The sequence below is a fragment of the Syntrophomonas zehnderi OL-4 genome, from assembly GCF_000983115.1.
GTDB lineage: Bacteria > Bacillota > Syntrophomonadia > Syntrophomonadales > Syntrophomonadaceae > Syntrophomonas_B > Syntrophomonas_B zehnderi.
This window is the reverse complement of the sequence record NZ_CGIH01000011.1, coordinates 1-18,210: the sequence shown is the minus strand read 5'-3', so window position 1 is coordinate 18,210 and position 18,210 is coordinate 1. Positions and strand designations below refer to the sequence as shown.

At 44.9% G+C, this 18,210-nt stretch carries 16 protein-coding genes; 2 read left to right on the top strand and 14 right to left on the bottom strand.

Features of this window, described 5'->3' with window-relative positions:
* Positions 1–277: 277 nt before the first annotated feature.
* Positions 278–721, top strand: coding sequence for a hypothetical protein (locus AAV90_RS03930; protein ID WP_046496120.1), 444 nt, complete (start codon positions 278–280; stop codon positions 719–721).
* Between the two features lie 36 nt (positions 722–757).
* The gene (gene rbr, locus AAV90_RS03925) at positions 758–1,297 is read left to right on the top strand and encodes a rubrerythrin (RefSeq protein WP_084691472.1); all 540 of its coding nucleotides are present in this window, start codon (positions 758–760) and stop codon (positions 1,295–1,297) included.
* A 93-nt stretch (positions 1,298–1,390) separates the two neighbouring features.
* On the opposite strand, the gene speB is transcribed toward rbr, so the two are convergent.
* From speB to nuoE, 14 genes are all read right to left on the bottom strand, one after another.
* Positions 1,391–2,257: an agmatinase gene (gene speB, locus AAV90_RS03920; protein ID WP_084691471.1), complete on the bottom strand. Its 867-nt coding sequence runs from the start codon at positions 2,255–2,257 to the stop codon at positions 1,391–1,393.
* Positions 2,254–3,084, bottom strand: coding sequence for a polyamine aminopropyltransferase (gene speE, locus AAV90_RS03915; RefSeq protein ID WP_046496113.1), 831 nt, complete (start codon positions 3,082–3,084; stop codon positions 2,254–2,256). Before speE ends, speB begins: the two co-directional genes overlap by 4 nt.
* A gap of 24 nt (positions 3,085–3,108) precedes the next feature.
* Positions 3,109–3,567, bottom strand: a complete 459-nt coding sequence (locus tag AAV90_RS03910; RefSeq protein ID WP_046496111.1) for a pyruvoyl-dependent arginine decarboxylase — start codon at positions 3,565–3,567, stop codon at positions 3,109–3,111.
* 196 nt (positions 3,568–3,763) lie between these two features.
* Entirely contained in the window at positions 3,764–4,660 is an 897-nt protein-coding gene (locus tag AAV90_RS03905) for a selenium metabolism-associated LysR family transcriptional regulator (protein ID WP_046496109.1), read from the bottom strand.
* A 21-nt stretch (positions 4,661–4,681) separates the two neighbouring features.
* A complete protein-coding gene (locus AAV90_RS03900) occupies positions 4,682–5,608 on the bottom strand; it encodes a SufB/SufD family protein (protein ID WP_046496107.1) in 927 nt (308 codons plus the stop codon).
* Entirely contained in the window at positions 5,595–6,344 is a 750-nt protein-coding gene (locus AAV90_RS03895; RefSeq protein ID WP_046496105.1) for an ABC transporter ATP-binding protein, read from the bottom strand. Before AAV90_RS03895 ends, AAV90_RS03900 begins: the two co-directional genes overlap by 14 nt.
* A gap of 167 nt (positions 6,345–6,511) precedes the next feature.
* Positions 6,512–7,285, bottom strand: coding sequence for an SDR family NAD(P)-dependent oxidoreductase (locus AAV90_RS03890; RefSeq protein WP_046496103.1), 774 nt, complete (start codon positions 7,283–7,285; stop codon positions 6,512–6,514).
* Between the two features lie 266 nt (positions 7,286–7,551).
* Positions 7,552–8,316, bottom strand: a complete 765-nt coding sequence (locus AAV90_RS03885; RefSeq protein WP_046496102.1) for an SDR family NAD(P)-dependent oxidoreductase — start codon at positions 8,314–8,316, stop codon at positions 7,552–7,554.
* Positions 8,317–8,959: 643 nt separating this feature from the next.
* A complete protein-coding gene (locus tag AAV90_RS03880; protein WP_046496100.1) occupies positions 8,960–9,280 on the bottom strand; it encodes a cupin domain-containing protein in 321 nt (106 codons plus the stop codon).
* Between the two features lie 157 nt (positions 9,281–9,437).
* Positions 9,438–10,391: a peptidyl-prolyl cis-trans isomerase gene (locus AAV90_RS03875; RefSeq protein WP_046496098.1), complete on the bottom strand. Its 954-nt coding sequence runs from the start codon at positions 10,389–10,391 to the stop codon at positions 9,438–9,440.
* Between the two features lie 256 nt (positions 10,392–10,647).
* Positions 10,648–11,982 (bottom strand): NADP-specific glutamate dehydrogenase, encoded by a 1,335-nt coding sequence (gdhA, locus tag AAV90_RS03870; RefSeq protein ID WP_046496096.1) that lies wholly within the window; start codon positions 11,980–11,982, stop codon positions 10,648–10,650.
* A 210-nt stretch (positions 11,983–12,192) separates the two neighbouring features.
* Positions 12,193–15,669 carry an FAD-dependent oxidoreductase gene (locus AAV90_RS03865; RefSeq protein ID WP_046496094.1) on the bottom strand — a complete coding sequence of 1,159 codons (3,477 nt, stop codon included), beginning with the start codon at positions 15,667–15,669 and terminating at the stop codon, positions 12,193–12,195.
* Positions 15,670–15,684: 15 nt separating this feature from the next.
* Positions 15,685–17,442, bottom strand: a complete 1,758-nt coding sequence (locus AAV90_RS03860) for an NADH-quinone oxidoreductase subunit NuoF (RefSeq protein ID WP_046496092.1) — start codon at positions 17,440–17,442, stop codon at positions 15,685–15,687.
* Complete coding sequence (gene nuoE / locus AAV90_RS03855; RefSeq protein WP_157609496.1) at positions 17,439–17,987, bottom strand: NADH-quinone oxidoreductase subunit NuoE; 549 nt, start codon at positions 17,985–17,987, stop codon at positions 17,439–17,441. Before nuoE ends, AAV90_RS03860 begins: the two co-directional genes overlap by 4 nt.
* Positions 17,988–18,210 lie beyond the last annotated feature (223 nt).

Genomic DNA, 18,210 nt, shown 5'->3' with positions numbered 1-18,210 from the left:
GATAGCAATACGCAGTCGCTGGCTGCATAACTTAAATCTATCGGGTTTTAAAAGAACAAAATACTTTGAAGGGGGTACTATGTCCTTTTTCGGAAATTGTCATAGTCTGACTGTTATATCTTAGCCAACATGGTAATAAATGTTATTGCTAATTATAACAGATAGCTTTGACTTATCTTTTTTCGAATATTTTTTTGAATTATGCAAAAGTCTCGTTGTATAAATTTTCTTAATTGGCTAATCTAATGTAAAGACTCAAAGAGAAGGAGTTGAGATTGTGTCTCTTCCTACCAGGTTTCAATTATCATTTATCAAACAAGAACAACACCTAATGCTCCCCCGAACCAGTTCCATTATTCTCACGCAAAACCTTTATGATATACTGTTTCAGTATGTTATCACCCCAGAGAAGGAGGAAAAACTCAATTATTTTATTAATCTTTTGGAAACCCATATAAAAAGCAAAGCTCAGGCGCCGTTTTCCATGCCGTTGAGCGAACTGGATTTCCTGGACGAAGGTCTGGAAGAACTTCGCCTCTTAAACTGGGCGGAAATCCCGGTAGCAGTTTTTCAAATCAGCCTGGATGCATGTCTGGACAAAGAATCATACGATGATGAAATCGATAAGATCTGCGCCTTGTTGGAAAACTTGATGATTATAAAACACTATAAGAACTCCGACCTGGTCTATGTATATCCGGCCGATCTGGTGAGATATTAACACTGATCATATATAAAAACAAGGAGGAATTTAACCATGAGTCTAAAAGGATCCAAAACAGAAGAAAATCTATGGAAAGCCTTTGCCGGCGAATCTCAAGCCCGGAATAAGTATACTTTCTGGGCCAGCCAGGCCAGAAAGGAAGGCTATGAGCAAATAGCCGGCTTTTTTGAAGAAACCGCGGATAACGAAAAAGAACATGCCAAACGGCTGTATAAATTTCTGGTAGGGGGCTTAATTCCTCCTACTTCCGAAAACCTGGAAGCGGCTGCCCAGGGCGAAAATGAGGAACATACCAGCATGTATCCGGAGATGGAGAAGGTAGCCCGTGAAGAAGGTTTTAATGAGATTGCAGATGTTTTCAGAGAGATTGCCGAAGTTGAAGAAGCCCATGAAAAACGCTTCCGCAAATTATTGGATAATGTGCAACGCAATACTGTCTTTAAAAAACCTGCCCCGGTTAAATGGAAATGCCGTAACTGCGGTTATATTCACGAAGGTACTGAGCCCCCCGAAAAATGCCCGGCCTGCGACCATCCCCGTTCCTACTACGAAGTCTTGGCCGAAAACTACTAAAGATAAATTAATAAAGCAGCTACCACAAAAACATCTCCTACTGCTTGAATCGGTAGGAGATGTTCAAATTTAGATAGTCCGCTATCAATTTTTTTAAAAAGCCAGTAAGGCCTCGCGTATTATTTTAGCTCCTAAAATCGAGGTGTTGTCGCCAATATCATGGGGGGGCGAAATCTCCACCATATCAAAGCCCACCACGTTAAGTCCTCCTAATTTTACCAGCATTTTGAGCAATTCCCGGGAAGTTACCCCACCTGCTTCAGGGGTTCCGGTTCCGGGAGCAAAAGCAGGATCTAAAACATCAATATCCAAGCTGATATAAACGGGGCGGCTGCCAATACTGAGCTTTATGTCATCCCAGGCAGAATAGAATTCATCCAGGTACAGGTTGCTGCAACTACGGGCATACTCCAACTCTTCCCGGGTTCCAGAGCGTATCCCTAATTGGTAGAGGTTCTTTTTACCTACAATCTTTAACACATGCCTCATTACGGTGGCATGAGATAATGATTCCCCCAGATAATCTTCCCGCAGGTCTGCATGGGCATCCATCTGGATAACCACCAATCCCTGGTAATAATCAGCATACGCCTTGATTATGGGCAGACTTACCAGGTGTTCCCCCCCGATTGCAAATATTTTTTTGCGCATACCTAACAATTCCCGGGCGGTAGCCTCCATACGCTCCAGGCTTTGTTTGACATTGCCAAAAGGGATTACCACATCACCAGCGTCGAAAAAGGCAATTTCCTCCAAAGAACGGTCTTGATAGATACTGTATTCCTCTATCCCTTCTGATACTTCCCTTATCCGGTAAGGAGCCAGACGGGTACCCGGACGGAAGCTAGTGGTAAAATCCATCGGCAGGCCGATCAGTACCCGATCGGCTTCATTTAAACTATCGCAGCTGCCCATAAATACCGCCTTGCGTTCCAGCCACTGTAATGGTTTCATCTTCATACATCCAGTCCGATAATTTCTTTAACAAAGTTAGGCAGATTGAAAGCGGCTTTATGGATGCTTTCATTATAGTATTTCAACGGCTGGTTGCTAAGTGACCTAATGGTTTGGGGATCAAATTTTTTCGAACCCACCGTGAAACTCCATAAACCGCTGGGATAGGTCGGTACATTGGCCAGGTATAAATCAGTCAGAGGAAAGCACCGGCTGATTCCGCCGTAAACCATTTGAATAACCTCGCTGTTAAAAAACGGGGATTCACTCTGTACTGCCAGCATACCATCCTCTTTGAGAGCCTCAAAACAACTCTGGTAAAATTCCGGCGAAAATAAGGCGACAGCAGGTCCAACCGGCTCGGTCGAGTCTACCAGGATAACATCAAACTCATTTTTATGTTCCTTTATATATTTGATGCCATCAGCAATAATGAGTTCAGCTTTCGGGTCGCTGAAAGAACAGGCCAGTTGCGGAAAAAAGTCGCGCGATGCCTGAACTACCCGCGCATCTATTTCTACCAGAACCCCTTTATCAACCTTGGGATGGCGTACCACTTCCCGCAGAGCCCCTCCATCCCCGCCGCCAATAATCAAGACCTTACGGGGATCAGGGTGCGAATTCAAAGCCACCATGGCAATCATTTCATGATAAACGAATTCATCGCAATCTGTAGTCATCACCATGCCATCCAGCAACAGCATTTTACCGAATTGCTCAGTAACTACCACAGCCAGATCTTGAAAGGGGGTTTTCTCTATCCTTAATGTCTCGCTGCTCTTGCAACTAAACCCCAATGCCGGGGTTTGATATTCTGTAACCCAAAGATCCAATTAACTTCCTCCTCTGAAATAGATCTAATACCACAGCGGAACGGCCGCAAAGGCGCAACCAATGTTCTCCACCGTATGTTCACAGGCGGCTACTTTTACTTCTTCCAATTCAAGGTTACGCATGGCAAAGGCCTCCTCCACCATCTTGACTACCTTTTCCTCCGCTTCTTTTTTACTGCATTTACCTGAGAACTCCATAATCACGCCAAAGCTATCCTTTTTAATGCCAACTGCCACAGCCGCCGATATAATCACGCCCGGCTCCGAACTGGTGATTGAACCATACGCTATAGGCAGCAAAGATCCGGAAGGGATCTTAAGCTCGGGATCAAATTCACAGCCAGGGGGTAAAATACTACTGACCCTTAGCAGATTCGTATTACCAACCCTGGCATTTAACAGGGCCCCATCAAAAGCGGTCAATGATGTATTCCCCTCAGAAGATGCAGCAGTAAGAAAATATTTTTTCGGTAACGGCAACATTACGTTTACACCCCCAGATAAGATTTTTATTCAGACAATAGCATTATTATATACAAAGTTATATATAAAGCACCAGTAAAAAAATAAATTAGCTGATTTTTCGTTTCAGAATAACAGATCCGAAATTATCAGCTCATGAATACAGATAGGTTTTTTTAAGGCAATTTGATTTAAAAAGCTTGGCATTTGCCAAGCTTTATTCTTCATCCCAGTTTTGCAAATATTCCAGGAAATTACTGACCGATTTTCGGCGTACCTTCTGGCGAGGCAAAGCCACATAAAACATCCGGCGGGCTTCATCTTCCCTTAGAGTAAGGTATTTAATTTTATAAGCCGAACCCTGCGGACGAATAACCCAGCGCGATACGATCGAAACTCCCATGCCGGCTTCTACCATGGCCAGAACCGCCTCCGTACTACCGGTTTCCATGTATATGTTTAGTTCCTCCCGATTGACGTTATATATTGCCATTAAGTCTTCCATGGCTTTTCGGGTTCCAGAACCTTTCTCCCTAAATATCCAGCGTTCCTCTAAAAGATCCTGCAGGCTGACCGATGCTTGCCCAGCCATCGGATGCTGTTCAGGTATGATCAAAACCAGTTCATCCTGTAGCCAGGGAAATCCTTCCACCTTGCGGTTGTTGCTCCATCCGCCCACAATACCTATATCCAGTTCACGTTCGGAAACCTTATTAAAAATTTTCTCCGTATCGGCAATATCAAGGCTAATGCTTATATGCGGGTATTTTTCCTTAAAACCCTTTATAATACGAGGCAGTATATACTGACCGGGAATAGTACTGGCTCCCAGGTAGAGATTCCCTTTGCGGCTTTCCGATATTTCTTCCATCGCCTTGTCAAGTTTGTCCATACTTCTAACCACTTCACGGGCACAGTTATACAGGGTTTCACCGGCTTCGGTCGGTCTTAACTTACGCCCGGAACGCTCCAAAAGCAGGATACCATACATATCCTCCAAGGTCTGGATTTGTTTGGTAACGGCTGGTTGGGAAAGTCCAAAATCCTCAGCTGTTCTCGACAGGTTCTGGGTTTCAACTACCCGAATATAGGTTTTAAGAAGGTTTAAATTCATGGGCAAGAGCTCCTGTGTTTATTATTTTAAAAACCCTTCTAAAATAGCGTCTACGGCCTCTTTTTCGGTCAAACCCAAAGACATGAGTTTGATAAGCTGTTCCCCGGCTATCTTGCCGATGGCGGCCTCGTGAGTTAATACCGCTTCGGCGTCTTCGGCCATTAGTTCAGGTATAGATTTTATACGGGCATTGTCCATTATAATGGCATCACATTCCACATGGCCTAAACAGGCAGTTTTACCAATCAGGGCGGCCCTAAATAGCTGATAAGAGTTCTCCTGGGCAACCGAACGGGAAAGAACCTGTGCTGCCCCGCCATCGCCTTCAATATATATTTCAATATCTGATTCAGCCCTTTGCTCGCCCTGAGTAAGCAGACGCTCAACAATCTTTAGATTTCCTTTTTCATGTACATATGCTTTCGTACTGCGAATTGTATCATCCACACCTTTAATCTGCACCATTTCCAGTTCGGCAACCGCGCCTTTCTCAACCGTTATAATGGTAGTTGGATTCAATATATTCTGGGCTTTTTCTCCGCCTTCACCATAATGCTTTTCAATATATTTTAACCTGGCACCGCGGCGGATAATAATCTCATGTATCCCATCGTGTCTGGAACTGGCATGGCTGTTATTGTGGATTCCACAGCCGGCAATAATGGTTGCATCGGCATCTTCACCTACGATAAAGGTATTATATACCTTGTCCTGAAATCCAGGCTGGGTAAGTATTACCGGAACATGAACCGTCTCATTGCGCGTGCCGGGCTTTATCTCGACCTTAAGTCCCGGTTTATTACCTGTTAATGAACTTAAAATGATATTGGAAGAGGATTGTCGTATTACTGCCTCCCCATCCCGGCGAATATTAACGGCACCTTTGGGTATACCATGCATACCGGCAACCGAATTAAGCAAATCCATATCGAGATTATTTAATTTCATACGTCACTTCTCCCTGGCATTTATTGCGTACTTTACATTCAATATCATCTTTGATAAGATGCCATATATCCGATGGGGTTCCCCGACCGGCTACCGTTCCTTCCTCAAGTACTATTACTTCATCACAAATGGGCAATATCTTTTCATTATGGGTAATAACGATAGCGGTTTTAGCAGGGTTATTGCGGTAACTGGTTACTATTAAACCTATTAGTTTTTGAATCGTCCACAGGTCAACCCCAGCCTCCGGCTCATCAAAAATAGCCAGAGCCGTATCGCGCATTAAGAGCTGCGCCATCTCAATACGCTTGATTTCGCCTCCGCTTAAACCAGGTCCCAAATCCCTGTCCAGGTAATCTTCCGGGCAGAGTCCTACATCACGTAAATACTTACGATACTGCATTGATTCAGCCTGGGGAGCAGCTATGTTTAGCATATCCTTTATAGTCAGACCCTTGAAACGGGGCGGTTGCTGGAAGGCATAGGCAATACCTTTGCGCGCCCTCTCCGTTACGGAAAGATCGCCTATTTCCTCTCCATGCAGATATATACTTCCCTGGCTGTGCTGATATATACCCATGATTACTTTAGCCAAAGACGTCTTGCCCCCGCCGTTAGGCCCGGTGATAGCATATAGTTTACCTTGCTCAAATTCCAGGTTGATTCCTTTCAGTATCTCTTTGTTTTCCCCATTACCGTTTGATATTTGCATCCAAATATTTTCAAGTTTTAACATAACTTAACCTCCATACAGCTCGACTAATTTATTTTAGCACAAGGATTGGTTGAAAGTCTAATATCATCGGCCCAATGAGCTTTTTTCAACAATACGAAGGGACGGAGCGGTTGCCAACTCAGGTGTTGTCAACCACTCCGTCCCCTGAAATATACGGTTTTAGGCAATTACGCCGTAAAACCACCATCAATAGGCAGAAATACCCCGGTAATAAAGGATGCTTCCTCTGAGGCTAAATACATTACCAAACTGGAGATTTCCTCGACTTCACCATAGCGGCCTAAAGGAATGGCCTGCTCAAAAGCAGCCTTGGCCTGGGCCGCTTCCTCACCGCCCATGCCTTGTTCGACACTGCGCATCATGCGGGTATTAATCATTGCCGGGCAGATAGCATTGACCCTTATTCCAAGTGGTGCATTTTCTACGGCAGCCGATCTGGTCATGCCGATAATTGCAAATTTGCTGGTAACATAGGCTGAAAGATCAGGCATCCCAGCCAGACCGGCTACCGAAGATACATTGATAACCGCACCGCATTTTTGTTCCCGCATTACCCTTAATACATGCTTCATGCCCAGGTATCCGCCTTTGACGTTTACATCTATAACCTTATTAAAAATTTCCGAAGGATAATCAGCTAATTTGCTTACTACCCCTTCGATACCGGCATTGTTGAAAAATATATCAATTCTGCCGAACTTCTCTTTAGTCTTGTTTACATAGTTGATAATATTATCTTCCTTGGAAACATCAGCTGCAATTAAAAGGTACTTGTCGGCAGATAACCCTGTTTCTTTCGCAACACCTTCCAAGGCTTGCAGCGATAAATCTACCAGAGCAAGTTTTGCACCCCTTTGGGCAAAAGATTTAGCGGCATCAACTCCGAAACCGCCGGCGGCTCCGGTTATCAATACCACCTTATTGGTAAAATCCAAATTCATTTTCTAGCCTCCTTAAATAAACTTTAACCCGCCAAATTGATTAGCAAATTTAATATATGATTTGCATATTTATTGGATTTTATCCTTAAAACAAATAAGCTGTCAGAGGATAGGGTTTGCGCAAACTCCAGCCTCTGACAGCTTATGGCAGCCAAGTAATTTCAGTAATATACTCCTGCCACTAAAATTCCAATAGGAAAAGGGGTATCAACAACCTCGCCGCCTTGACAAGCGAGTTTGTCAACAACCCCGTCACCTTGACATTATTAAATTGTGATACCTCCATCAACAACGATATTGGAGCCGGTCGTGTAGTCGGAAGCTTTGGAAGCCAAATACACAACTACCCCGCCCAGATCTTCGATTTGTCCCAATCGGCGTTGAGGGATTTTCTTAATGAAATGGTCTCTGACTTTGGGATCACTGAATTCTTTTTCATTCATGGATGTGATAACATATCCTGGGCATACACAATTAACCTGGATATTGTACCGAGCCCATTCCGCTGCCAATGCCTTGGTCATCATAATTACTGCAGCCTTACTGGAAATGTAGGGAACTACATTGGTATCTGCAACAAGTCCGTATGCTGAAGATATATTAATAATTTTACCGGAGTTTTGTTGCTTCATTTGCCTCCCCACGGCTTGGGCCAGGAAAAAAACTCCCTTTAAGTTAAGATCCACAACGTTGTCCCATTCATCTTCAGTAATATCAAGTGCCGCCTTGGTAATACCTACGCCAGCGTTGTTAACTAAAATGTCTATTTTCCCCATCTTTTCAACAACGGTGTCGACCAGGCTGCCAAATGAATTAAACTTAGTCATATCGGCCGGCAATGCCAGTGCTTTGCGACCCAGGCATTCAATTTCAGCGGCCACTTTTTCGCAGTCAGAGGCCGTGCGGCTAATTACTACAATATCTGCGCCAGCCTGAGCCAAGGCCATACTCATTCCATACCCCAAACCTTTGGTAGCACCAGTTACTATGGCTGTTTTTCCTGAAAGATCAAATCTATCGTATGCAAACAATTATTTCACCTCCTTTGCCACTAGGCCGGTATTGTATTGCCCTTACCCCAATCCTGTTTCCCGTTACTTTGATTATAACTTCACGAAAAACCGGATAAGCAATATCGACTAAAGACTAGGCCCTTTCCCGGGTGGATTTACCTTTAAACATACTTGGCGGTATTCAGTTTCAACCCAATAAAAAAGCATCCTGGGAATGGTTAAGCAGGTATAATTTTAAACCAAGGATTATTATTTGATTCCAAGGTACTATTTTCGTTTAGGGCACTTAATCACTAGTATAATCAGAATAACTAATATCCTAAACGAGATTATACTCTATAAAATCATACAATCTTTCTGTACCTAATGCAAAGACAAAAATAATTTTTACCTGTTTATATTCTTGCTTTTGCCGGTAATGATGCCTAATTTTACCGGCTTGGAAGCAATTCTGATTTTAATTTTCTCCCTTTATCTGTCTTAACCACTTGGCAACTTTCCTAGCCTGGTAGGATTATACTTCCTTTTTATTAATCAAAGCATACCCCCTCCCCTTCACAGCTTCCCCGCAATTAATAAAGCCGGGAAAATGTATTGTTTACTAAGCTTTCTGCTTGACGGGGAACGGCTCAATTTGGTGTCAGCCAACTTTTTGCATTAGCTATGGATTAGGGGCTCTTATAACCAGCAGACTCAAACCATTATCATGGGCTTTGATGCTGCGATTTGTGTTAGGCGGACAGACCAGCATCTGTCCCTCACTTATGCTGTACTGTTTATCATCAATATACACAGTAGCACTGTCCTTAAGGACAATAAAAACCACTTCCACCGGGGCGCTGTGGCTAAGAACCTCATCCCCGGCGTTAAGGATCAGGTTTACCAGTCTTAGTTGTGGGTTATCAATAAGCGTACGTGCATAACCCCCCAGCGGTACTGTTTCCAAAGGCAGATCGGTAATATAGCGTCCCTTTTCGGTCATATGTTTCGCCTCCCCAGCTTTACCATTTAGTATAATTATGATACCGAATCCTAACTTTTAGGGTCAATAACTGTCTTTTTATAGAAACAGCCGCATCATTGGCTTTCCAAAAATAAAGGACGGGGCCTCGATTCTTCCCCATCCCTCAATAGATTTTTTATTTTTTGCGCAGATCCTTGATATCGGCTTCCTTCTTCAGCTTCTCCAGATATTCATTAAATGCGCTATCCTTTTGCTCGGCCTCTAGTTGAGCCTTAAGCTGTTCTTGTACCTGATCAAAAGGCATGATCCCGGCTGCCTTTCTCTCTCCGGCCTTTATTACATGATATCCAAACTGTGATTTAACTGGTTCCTGGGTGTACTGGCCCGGCTTAAGAGCCAAGGCGGCTTTTTTGAACTCGGGGACAAAATTGGTATTCTCGTTTACATATTGCAGATCCCCGCCCAGGTTTTTATTGCTTTCATCAAGGGAATATTCCTTGGCTAAAACGGCAAAATCAGCTCCGCTATCCAGTTTATTGATAACTTCAAGTGCTTTCTGCTTATCGGAAGTCAGGATATGATAGATATGTATACCCCCCTGATCTTCAAACTGGTTTTGGTTGTCATCGTAGTATTGGCGGACTTGTGCATCATCAACCTTTATACCGGCCGTTATCTTATCCTTGATTTTAGTATTGAGCTGCTGGGTCTGCAGATACTCATTCAAACCGGTTTCGGTGAAATTAGTCTCTTTGAGAAATTTTTTAAACCCATCTTGGCTCTCTTTATCTTTGGTTGATTTGATATAGGCAATCGTTTCGTCTACTTCCTTCTGATCTATTTTAATCCCCTGCCGGGCCGCGTCCTGGCGGATTAATTTTTGCAGAATCAGATTGTCAAAGGTCTTGTCTTGGATGTTTTTGACTATTTCCTTATCTTTTTGTTCATCGACCTTGACGTTTTGAGTAGATTCGTAATCAGCTTTTATAACGGCATAAAGAGCATCATAATCTGCTTGAGTAATCTTATCCCCATTCACTTCCGCGATGGGCTTACTGGCTTTGCTCATGCAGCCAGCCAGGAATACTGCCAGGCACAAAACCATTATCATTAATATTTTCTTTTTCATTAACAAGCCCCCTTTAGTCTTTAAACACTGGCTTAAATTATAACATAGTTGTCCAGCATCCACACCCAGGCAAAGATTTTAATGATATGGGGAAACGTTCCCAACACAAACATTTGTGATATCCCTACCGCTTACTGATATCTGATAAGTACTAGTAAACACGCCAAAAGGTTGACAAATATTATTTTCGTCAACCTTTTCCGTATGGTCTTATTTATTTAATAAATAGGTAATTTGCGGAAAAATCCGCCTCTACTCAAACAACGCCCTGGGCGACCATGGAGTCGGCAACCTTGATAAAACCTGCTATATTAGCACCTGCTGCCAGGTTGCCTGCCAGACCGTATTCTTGGGCAGCCGCACTGGATTTCCGGTAAATTTCGATCATTATCTCTTTAAGCTTAGCATCCACTTCTTCAAAGCTCCAGGTGTAGCGCATACTGTTCTGGGACATTTCCAGGGCTGAAACCGCAACACCGCCTGCATTGGCAGCTTTGGCAGGGCCAAAAAGAACCCCCTGGTTCTGGAAGACCTGCACTGCTGCCGGGGTACATGGCATATTGGCACCCTCGGCAACAGCTATACAGCCATTAGCCACCAAGGTCTGGGCAGCGAGTTCATCTATTTCATTCTGAGTTGCACAAGGCAGAGCAATATCGCAAGGAATTGTCCAGATTCCATCACAGCCTTCAAAGAAGCTGGCTGAAGGGTGAGTAGTTAAATAATCTTTAAGTCGTTTTCTTTCCACTTCCTTAAGTTGTTTTACAGTCTCCAGGTCAATCCCGCTTTCATCAATTATATAGCCATTGGAATCGCTCATGGCCAGAACTCTGCCGCCCAGTTGCGCTACTTTTTGTGCAGCGTAAATTGCTACATTACCGGAACCTGATACCACCACGTTTTTGCCCTGGAAAGTGACGTTTTTTTCTTTGAGCATTTCCTCCGTAAAATATACCAGCCCATAACCGGTAGCTTCCGTCCTAACCAGGCTGCCGCCCCAGTTAAGCCCTTTGCCGGTTAGTACACCTTCATAAGCATTCTTGATACGCTTATAATAGCCATACATAAAACCAATCTCACGTCCTCCTACCCCGATGTCACCAGCCGGTACATCGGTATTCGGCCCAATATGTCTGCAAAGTTCGGCCATGAAGCTCTGACAGAATCTCATAACTTCTGCATCCGATTTTCCCTTGGGATCAAAATCGCTGCCACCCTTACCACCGCCAATGGGCAATCCGGTTAAAGAATTTTTAAAGATCTGCTCAAAGCCCAGGAATTTTATAATCGAAGCATTTACCGAAGGATGAAACCTCAAACCACCCTTGTAAGGTCCGATGGCACTGTTGAATTCAAATCTAAAACCTCGATTTACTTCGACCTTGCCATTATCATCCACCCAAGGTACCCGGAAAATTATTTGTCTTTCCGGCTCCACTATTCTCTCCACCACAGCATACTTCACGTACTCAGGATGCCTTTTTAAAACCGGTTCCAATGATTCCAGCACCTCTTTTACAGCCTGATGAAATTCCGGTTCATTGGGATTTCTTTCCATTACCTTGGCAAGGATCTCGTTTACATATGCCATCTGTTATTCCCCCTTTGGAATTTACCAATTGTTGTACTCTCCTAAGTTGCATATGCACGATTATAATTTTATTTTATGAAAAGTAAAATAGGTTTTGCTCAGATATATTGTATTCATGAATCATGATAACGTCAGAAACGACACAGGGGACGTTATCGATGGGTCATTAAAATAACCCACCCATAACGTCCCCTGTGCTTATTTTAAAATTTACTTGCCTTTGACCCTAATCAAAATCGGATCAGTTATCTTAGCCTTTTTAAAGATAGGGCCGTCCTCCCCTATTTTTAATTGGGCTTTGCCATCCTGACCGGCAAATGATTGGGGATATAGATAAGGTTTGGTTCTGGCTAAATCGAGCTTAACAATCCGGTTGTTTCCATGCGGATTCAGTATCTGGCTCAGCTGTGACCATATCTGCAGATTATTCTGACCGGCTGGTGCCGCTTTTACAGCCTGCAGGCTAACGACTTTTCCATCGGCAGTCAGATAACTGCCATCATTCTCCCAGGGCGCAGATAAAGGCAATACCGCATCAGCCAGTTCAGTTGTAGCCGTTTTAAAGGGGCTGGCGACCATTACAAAATCCATTTTGGTTAGATAGCTTTCCTCTATAACGCCTGCGCCTACCGGATCTTCGCCCAGGATAAAAGCTGCCTTGATAACTCCATCTTCTATGCCCTTAAGCAGTTCGCGGCTATCCTGCTTGAAACCTGCCTGCCAGATACCGCTGGCATTGCCGCCTGGATTAATAACGATAATGCCGTTGCGGGGCGAGCCAATTTTGCCGGTTAATACCGCCAGATCGGCCAGCAGCTCGATGGCTGCTGCAGTTACATTGTAACCATCCACCAAAATCATTGCCTTGGTAGCATTTGCATACAATGATGCAATCTGCTGCGCTGTTTCACCTGGGGTAAGCGTTTTTAAGGCAGAACTCAGTTCTTGATAACCGGTGGTGCGTTCCTCGATGAAACTACTGTTTACTAAATTCTGAGCAATTACACAGGCCAGTATTTCTTTTATAAAACTGGTGCTATCAGGCGGGCAAGCCTTCAAGCGAGCCAAATCATCCACCAGGGTTTTTTCCGGACTCAAAACGATCAGTTGGGCTCCCTGGCCGACAGCCTTGCGTATACGGGCAGGAAGTACCTGGTTTTCATTAAAAGATCCCAACATGAGGATCAAATCTGTACCGTTTATTTCATCCAGACTGTTGGAAGAAAGATTATCACCCAGCACCCCAAATAAGCCTCTCCCGCCATCAGGACTAAAGCTGCCCAGCTTATCAGTATTTAATAATGTTTGCCAGGACGCAGCCATTTGGGCTTCCTCAATGGTCAGCGAGGGGGATGCAAAAATGGCTAGACAATCTTTCTCATTTTTAGCTTTTACCGCCAGACTCTTTTTGGCGATATACTGCAGGGTTTCATCCCAAGTACTCTCCTGAAGCTTACCATCTACCCTCAGCATAGGTTGAGTCAAGCGCTCTGACACCCCTGTAAAACCAAACCGCCCTTTAGAACAAAGGATTTCACCTGCTGCAGGTTCAATCCTGACTACCGCGTCACCCCGGCTGCTGATGGTTTGTCCGCAGTTTAAGCCACAGAACGAACAATAGCTGTTGTTCTCTGCCAACTTAAGGGGCACGCTCTTAAACCGGGGATTACGTTCTACCAGGGCACCGGTAGGACATACACTCACACACTGGCCACAGCTGATACAGGGAGAATCCTGCAAAGCACGGCCAAATTCCGGTTTAACCAGGGTGTCAAATCCCCGGTGAACCAGGCCCAGAGCACCTACGCCCATCATTTCATCACAGATTCTGACGCACAGACCGCAAAGAATACATTTGGCGGCATCCCTTTCGATATAAGGATGTTCATCATGCTCCGTAACCGGATGTTTATTTCCTTGAATGGGAGTCGGGTCAACCTGGTATTCACCGGCATATTTTATCAATTTACATTCAAAATAATCCATACAGCCACATTCCAGACAACGGGCGGCTTCCTGCCGGGCTTGCTCGGGAGTCATCCGTCCGGCAATTTCCAGGAAATCCTGACGCCGCTGAACCGGATCACGATGGACTATATTAATCCTGGCCTCTTTCGCTACCTCAGCAAAGTCTGCCGCGGTAAGATTATTTCGTTCTACAGTATAAGAACCGACCAAGGGCAGGCTTTCACCTTTCAAATAAGCATCCATAGCCAAAGCCGCTTTTTTGCCCTGGGCAATGGCTTCTATAGCTATACCGGGCCCGGTGACAGCATCACCGCCGGCGAATACTCCGTCCAAATTAGTTTGCAGACTGCCCGCATGGGTATCTATACACTTCCATTTATCCAGCTGCAATCCCGGTAAGTCAGAGGCATCTACCTGTTGACCTATGGCCGCAATAATTGTATCTACAGGAATCACTTCCTGAGCACCTTCAATTGGTACAGGTCTGCGCCGCCCCGAACTATCTGGTTCCCCGAGCTGCATTTTCTGGCAGCGAATGGCTGTGGCCTTTCCATCTTCAGCCAGTATCTCCTCAGGTGCCAGCAGGAATTTGAATACTACACCTTCTTCTTCAGCTTCCTTGATTTCTATATCCTCGGCCGGCATTTCCTCCCGGGTTCTCCGGTAGAGTACCATAACCTCCCGGGCCCCTAAGCGTACGGCAGTGCGGGCAGCATCCATGGCAGTATTACCTCCGCCGATTACGGCGACCTTTTCTCCTATCCCTACATCGCCATGCAAAGCAGCGTCCCGTAGAAAATCGATGCCTCCGACTACGCCTGCGACATCCTCCCCGGTACAACCGATACGGGTATACTTCCAGGCACCTATACCAATAAATACCGCATCGTATTTTTGTCTAATATAATCAAAGCTGATATCCTGGTTGATTTTGGTGTTACATATAATCTTAACCCCCAGAGCCTCAATCAGTTTTATCTCTTGATCCAGTATTTCTTTAGGCAAGCGGTATTGCGGTATACCGTAGCGCAGCATACCACCAGCCTGGGGCATGGCTTCGTAAATAGTTACTGCATGGCCTTCTATAGCCAAAAAATGGGCTGCAGTCAAACCCGCCGGGCCGGCTCCAATTATGGCAACCTGTTGTCCGGTAGATTCCTTCTTATCAGGTACAAAGGCATTAGTTTTATAAATATCCTGTTCAGCGGCAAAAACCTTTAAAGCCGCTATCGATATCGGTTCCTCCACCAATTGGCGGCGGCAGGCATCTTCACAAGGATGTGGGCATACCAGACCGATGCTGGCCGGCAGGGGCAGCTGTTCTTTAATAAGCTTTAAGGATTCCAGGTATTCACCATTGGCGATCAATCCTACATAACCCTGACAATCAGTTTGTGCCGGACAGGCCTTGACACAGGGCGGACGACAATCACCACTGTGATCGGATAACATAAGTTCCAGGGTCATCTTACGGGATGCCCTAATTCTAGCGGAATCGGTAGTAACTACCATACCTGGGGTAATTTCAGTGGCACAAGATCTTAAAAGACGGTTGTTGCCCTCCACTTCTACCACACAGATTCCGCAGGCCCCATAAGTTTTTATGCGTTCGTCATGGCACAAGGTAGGGATTTGAATGTTGTTTTCCTGGGCCAATTCCAATATCGTCTGACCTCTATAGCCCTGTATCTCTTTTCCATCTATATTGATATTGATCATTTTTTTATCCCTCCTTTACTCAACCACAACGGCGCTCCATTTGGTAGGACATGCCTCCAAGCAGCTGCCGCACTTTATGCATTTACTATCATCGATGATATAAGGTTGTTTCTTTTCCCCACTGATACAATCAACCGGACATTTTTTGGCGCACAGTCCGCAGCTTTTACACAAGTCCGGGTCAATCCGGTATTTTATTAACTCTTTGCACTGATGCGCCGGACATTTTCGATCGTATATATGGGCTTCGTATTCCTCGCGGAAATAGCGAATTGTAGTTAACACCGGATTAGGTGCACTCTGTCCAAGGCCACACAGGGAACCATCGATAATTTGATGACCCAATGTTTCCAGTAATTCTATATCCCCTTCTTGGCCTTCCCCCCGACAGATGCGTTCCAGGATTTCCAGCATACGTTTGGTGCCAATTCGGCATTGTACACATTTTCCGCAGGATTCTTTCTGGGTAAAGTTCAAAAAATAACGTGCCAGATCTACCATACAGGTGGTTTCGTCCATTACGATCATACCGCCTGAACCCATGATAGCACCAGTCTCATTAATGGATTTGTAATCCACCGGGGTATCCATGAGGCTGGCGGGTATGCAGCCCCCGGAAGGTCCGCCTAATTGTACGGCCTTAAACTGCTTATCGTCTTTTATTCCACCACCCACATCAAAGATGATCTCACGCAGACTGATTCCCATCGGAACTTCCACCAGTCCGCCGTACTTTATTTTACCTGCCAAGGCAAATACCTTTGTCCCTTTGCTGTCTTCGGTTCCCATGGCCGCAAAAGCTTTGCCGCCTTCCTTAATGATCCAGGGAACGTTGGCAAAGGTTTCCACATTATTAATATTAGTTGGTTTCTGCCAGTAACCGCGCTGGGAAGGGAAAGGGGGCTTGAGCCGCGGCATACCTCGCTCGCCTTCCAATGAGGCAATCAAGGCAGTTTCTTCACCACACACGAAAGCCCCGGCTCCCTGTTTGATTACAATGTCAAAAGAAAAATCGCTGCCCATTATATTTTTCCCCAGGTAGTTTTTCTGACGAGCTTGCTGTATGGCTATCTCCGCCCGTTTTACAGCCAGAGGGTATTCAGCCCGGGCATAGATGATTCCAGTATGAGCACCAATGGCATAACCAGCTATAGCCATACCTTCCAATAAGGAATGAGGATCTCCTTCTAAAACACTTCGATCCATAAAAGCGCCGGGGTCACCCTCATCGGCGTTGCATACAACATACTTGTCAGGGTTTTTCTCCTGGCGGGTGGCATTCCACTTAAACCAGGTTGGAAAACCTGCACCGCCCCGTCCGCGAAGTCCGGATATCTTTATTTCCTCAATAAGCCCTTCTGGGTCATTTTCTTTGATAATTTTTTCCAAGGCCTGATATCCGCCTTCTTTTATATAATCTTCAATCGACTCAGGATCAATTATCCCGCAATTGCGCAAGGCAACTCGCAACTGCTTATCCAAAAAGCTATTTCGTTTTTCCGGGCTGGATACCAGGTACTTTTCAAGACTGGCGGGGTTTTCGGCCTGGACGATCTCCCGGGCCATCTCTGGGGTGACATGCCCGAAGGTATATGATCTGCCGTCTTCATAAATTACATCCAGCAGGGGTTCATGATGGCACATACCTATACAACCGGTTTGTTCCAGTTCTACACTCATTCCCCGGTCTGCTATTTCCTCCTGAACAGCTTCCCAGACGGGCAACGCACCGGCTGCAATACCGCAGCTTCCTATCCCTATTCTGATAATCATGCGGTAACTCCCCCCTCCTCAAGCAGTTTTTCATGGGCATAGATCTCGCGAATAATACTGCAAGCTTTATCCGGAGTCAAAGGTCCATAGGCCTGCCCGTTTATCATCATCACCGGTGCCAGACTGCAGCAACCCAGACAGGCAGCATCGGAAAGGGTAAACAAGCCGTCCTCAGTCGTTTCACCCATATTAACTTTAAGTTCCTCTTCCAGTGCTGTAGCTATCCTTTCCGAGCCGTTCACGTGACAGGCAGTACCTTCACAAAGCAAAATAATATATTTGCCCATGGCGGTTAAACGGAACTGGGTGTAAAATGTGGCTACCCCATAAACCTGAGTCCTTTTTACGCCCATTTCATCCGCAATATACTGCAATACCGAAAGCGGCAGGTATCCGTAGATATCCTGAGCTTTTTGCAGCACGGTTATGAGGTTGCCGGTTTCCTTGCTATATTGGGCTAATAGTTCGTCGATTAAATGCAAGTCCACGTCAGCTTGTGCAAACTGTTTCTCCATTTGAGTTTCTGCCTTACAGATGCAGTTCATGGAGAACACCCCTTTCTGTATAAGTTTTATAAACCATAGGTCATAGGATCCCGCCCCACATGACCCTTTGATCTCATGAGTTATTCCCTGGCTACCCTCCCGACAAGGCTGATATGAATTTACAAATTTCCCAGCTAGATTTTGGGGATAATAGAAGTATTTTGACGAAAAGATGAGACTAAAATAAACAATTTGTAAATTATATTATTATACTTCTTTATAA

What these genes read in the sequence shown, in the direction of transcription:
- AAV90_RS03860 (WP_046496092.1), bottom strand. Translation starts at nt 17,442, where the DNA reads ATGATTATCAGAATAGGGATAGGAAGCTGCGGTATTGCAGCCGGTGCG.
- AAV90_RS03900 (WP_046496107.1), bottom strand. Translation starts at nt 5,608, where the DNA reads ATGAAATTAAATAATCTCGATATGGATTTGCTTAATTCGGTTGCCGGT.
- rbr (WP_084691472.1), top strand. Translation starts at nt 758, where the DNA reads ATGAGTCTAAAAGGATCCAAAACAGAAGAAAATCTATGGAAAGCCTTT.
- AAV90_RS03895 (WP_046496105.1), bottom strand. Translation starts at nt 6,344, where the DNA reads ATGTTAAAACTTGAAAATATTTGGATGCAAATATCAAACGGTAATGGG.
- AAV90_RS03865 (WP_046496094.1), bottom strand. Translation starts at nt 15,669, where the DNA reads ATGATCAATATCAATATAGATGGAAAAGAGATACAGGGCTATAGAGGT.
- speB (WP_084691471.1), bottom strand. Translation starts at nt 2,257, where the DNA reads ATGAAGATGAAACCATTACAGTGGCTGGAACGCAAGGCGGTATTTATG.
- nuoE (WP_157609496.1), bottom strand. Translation starts at nt 17,987, where the DNA reads ATGAACTGCATCTGTAAGGCAGAAACTCAAATGGAGAAACAGTTTGCA.
- AAV90_RS03905 (WP_046496109.1), bottom strand. Translation starts at nt 4,660, where the DNA reads ATGAATTTAAACCTTCTTAAAACCTATATTCGGGTAGTTGAAACCCAG.
- gdhA (WP_046496096.1), bottom strand. Translation starts at nt 11,982, where the DNA reads ATGGCATATGTAAACGAGATCCTTGCCAAGGTAATGGAAAGAAATCCC.
- AAV90_RS03875 (WP_046496098.1), bottom strand. Translation starts at nt 10,391, where the DNA reads ATGAAAAAGAAAATATTAATGATAATGGTTTTGTGCCTGGCAGTATTC.
- AAV90_RS03890 (WP_046496103.1), bottom strand. Translation starts at nt 7,285, where the DNA reads ATGAATTTGGATTTTACCAATAAGGTGGTATTGATAACCGGAGCCGCC.
- AAV90_RS03880 (WP_046496100.1), bottom strand. Translation starts at nt 9,280, where the DNA reads ATGACCGAAAAGGGACGCTATATTACCGATCTGCCTTTGGAAACAGTA.
- AAV90_RS03910 (WP_046496111.1), bottom strand. Translation starts at nt 3,567, where the DNA reads ATGTTGCCGTTACCGAAAAAATATTTTCTTACTGCTGCATCTTCTGAG.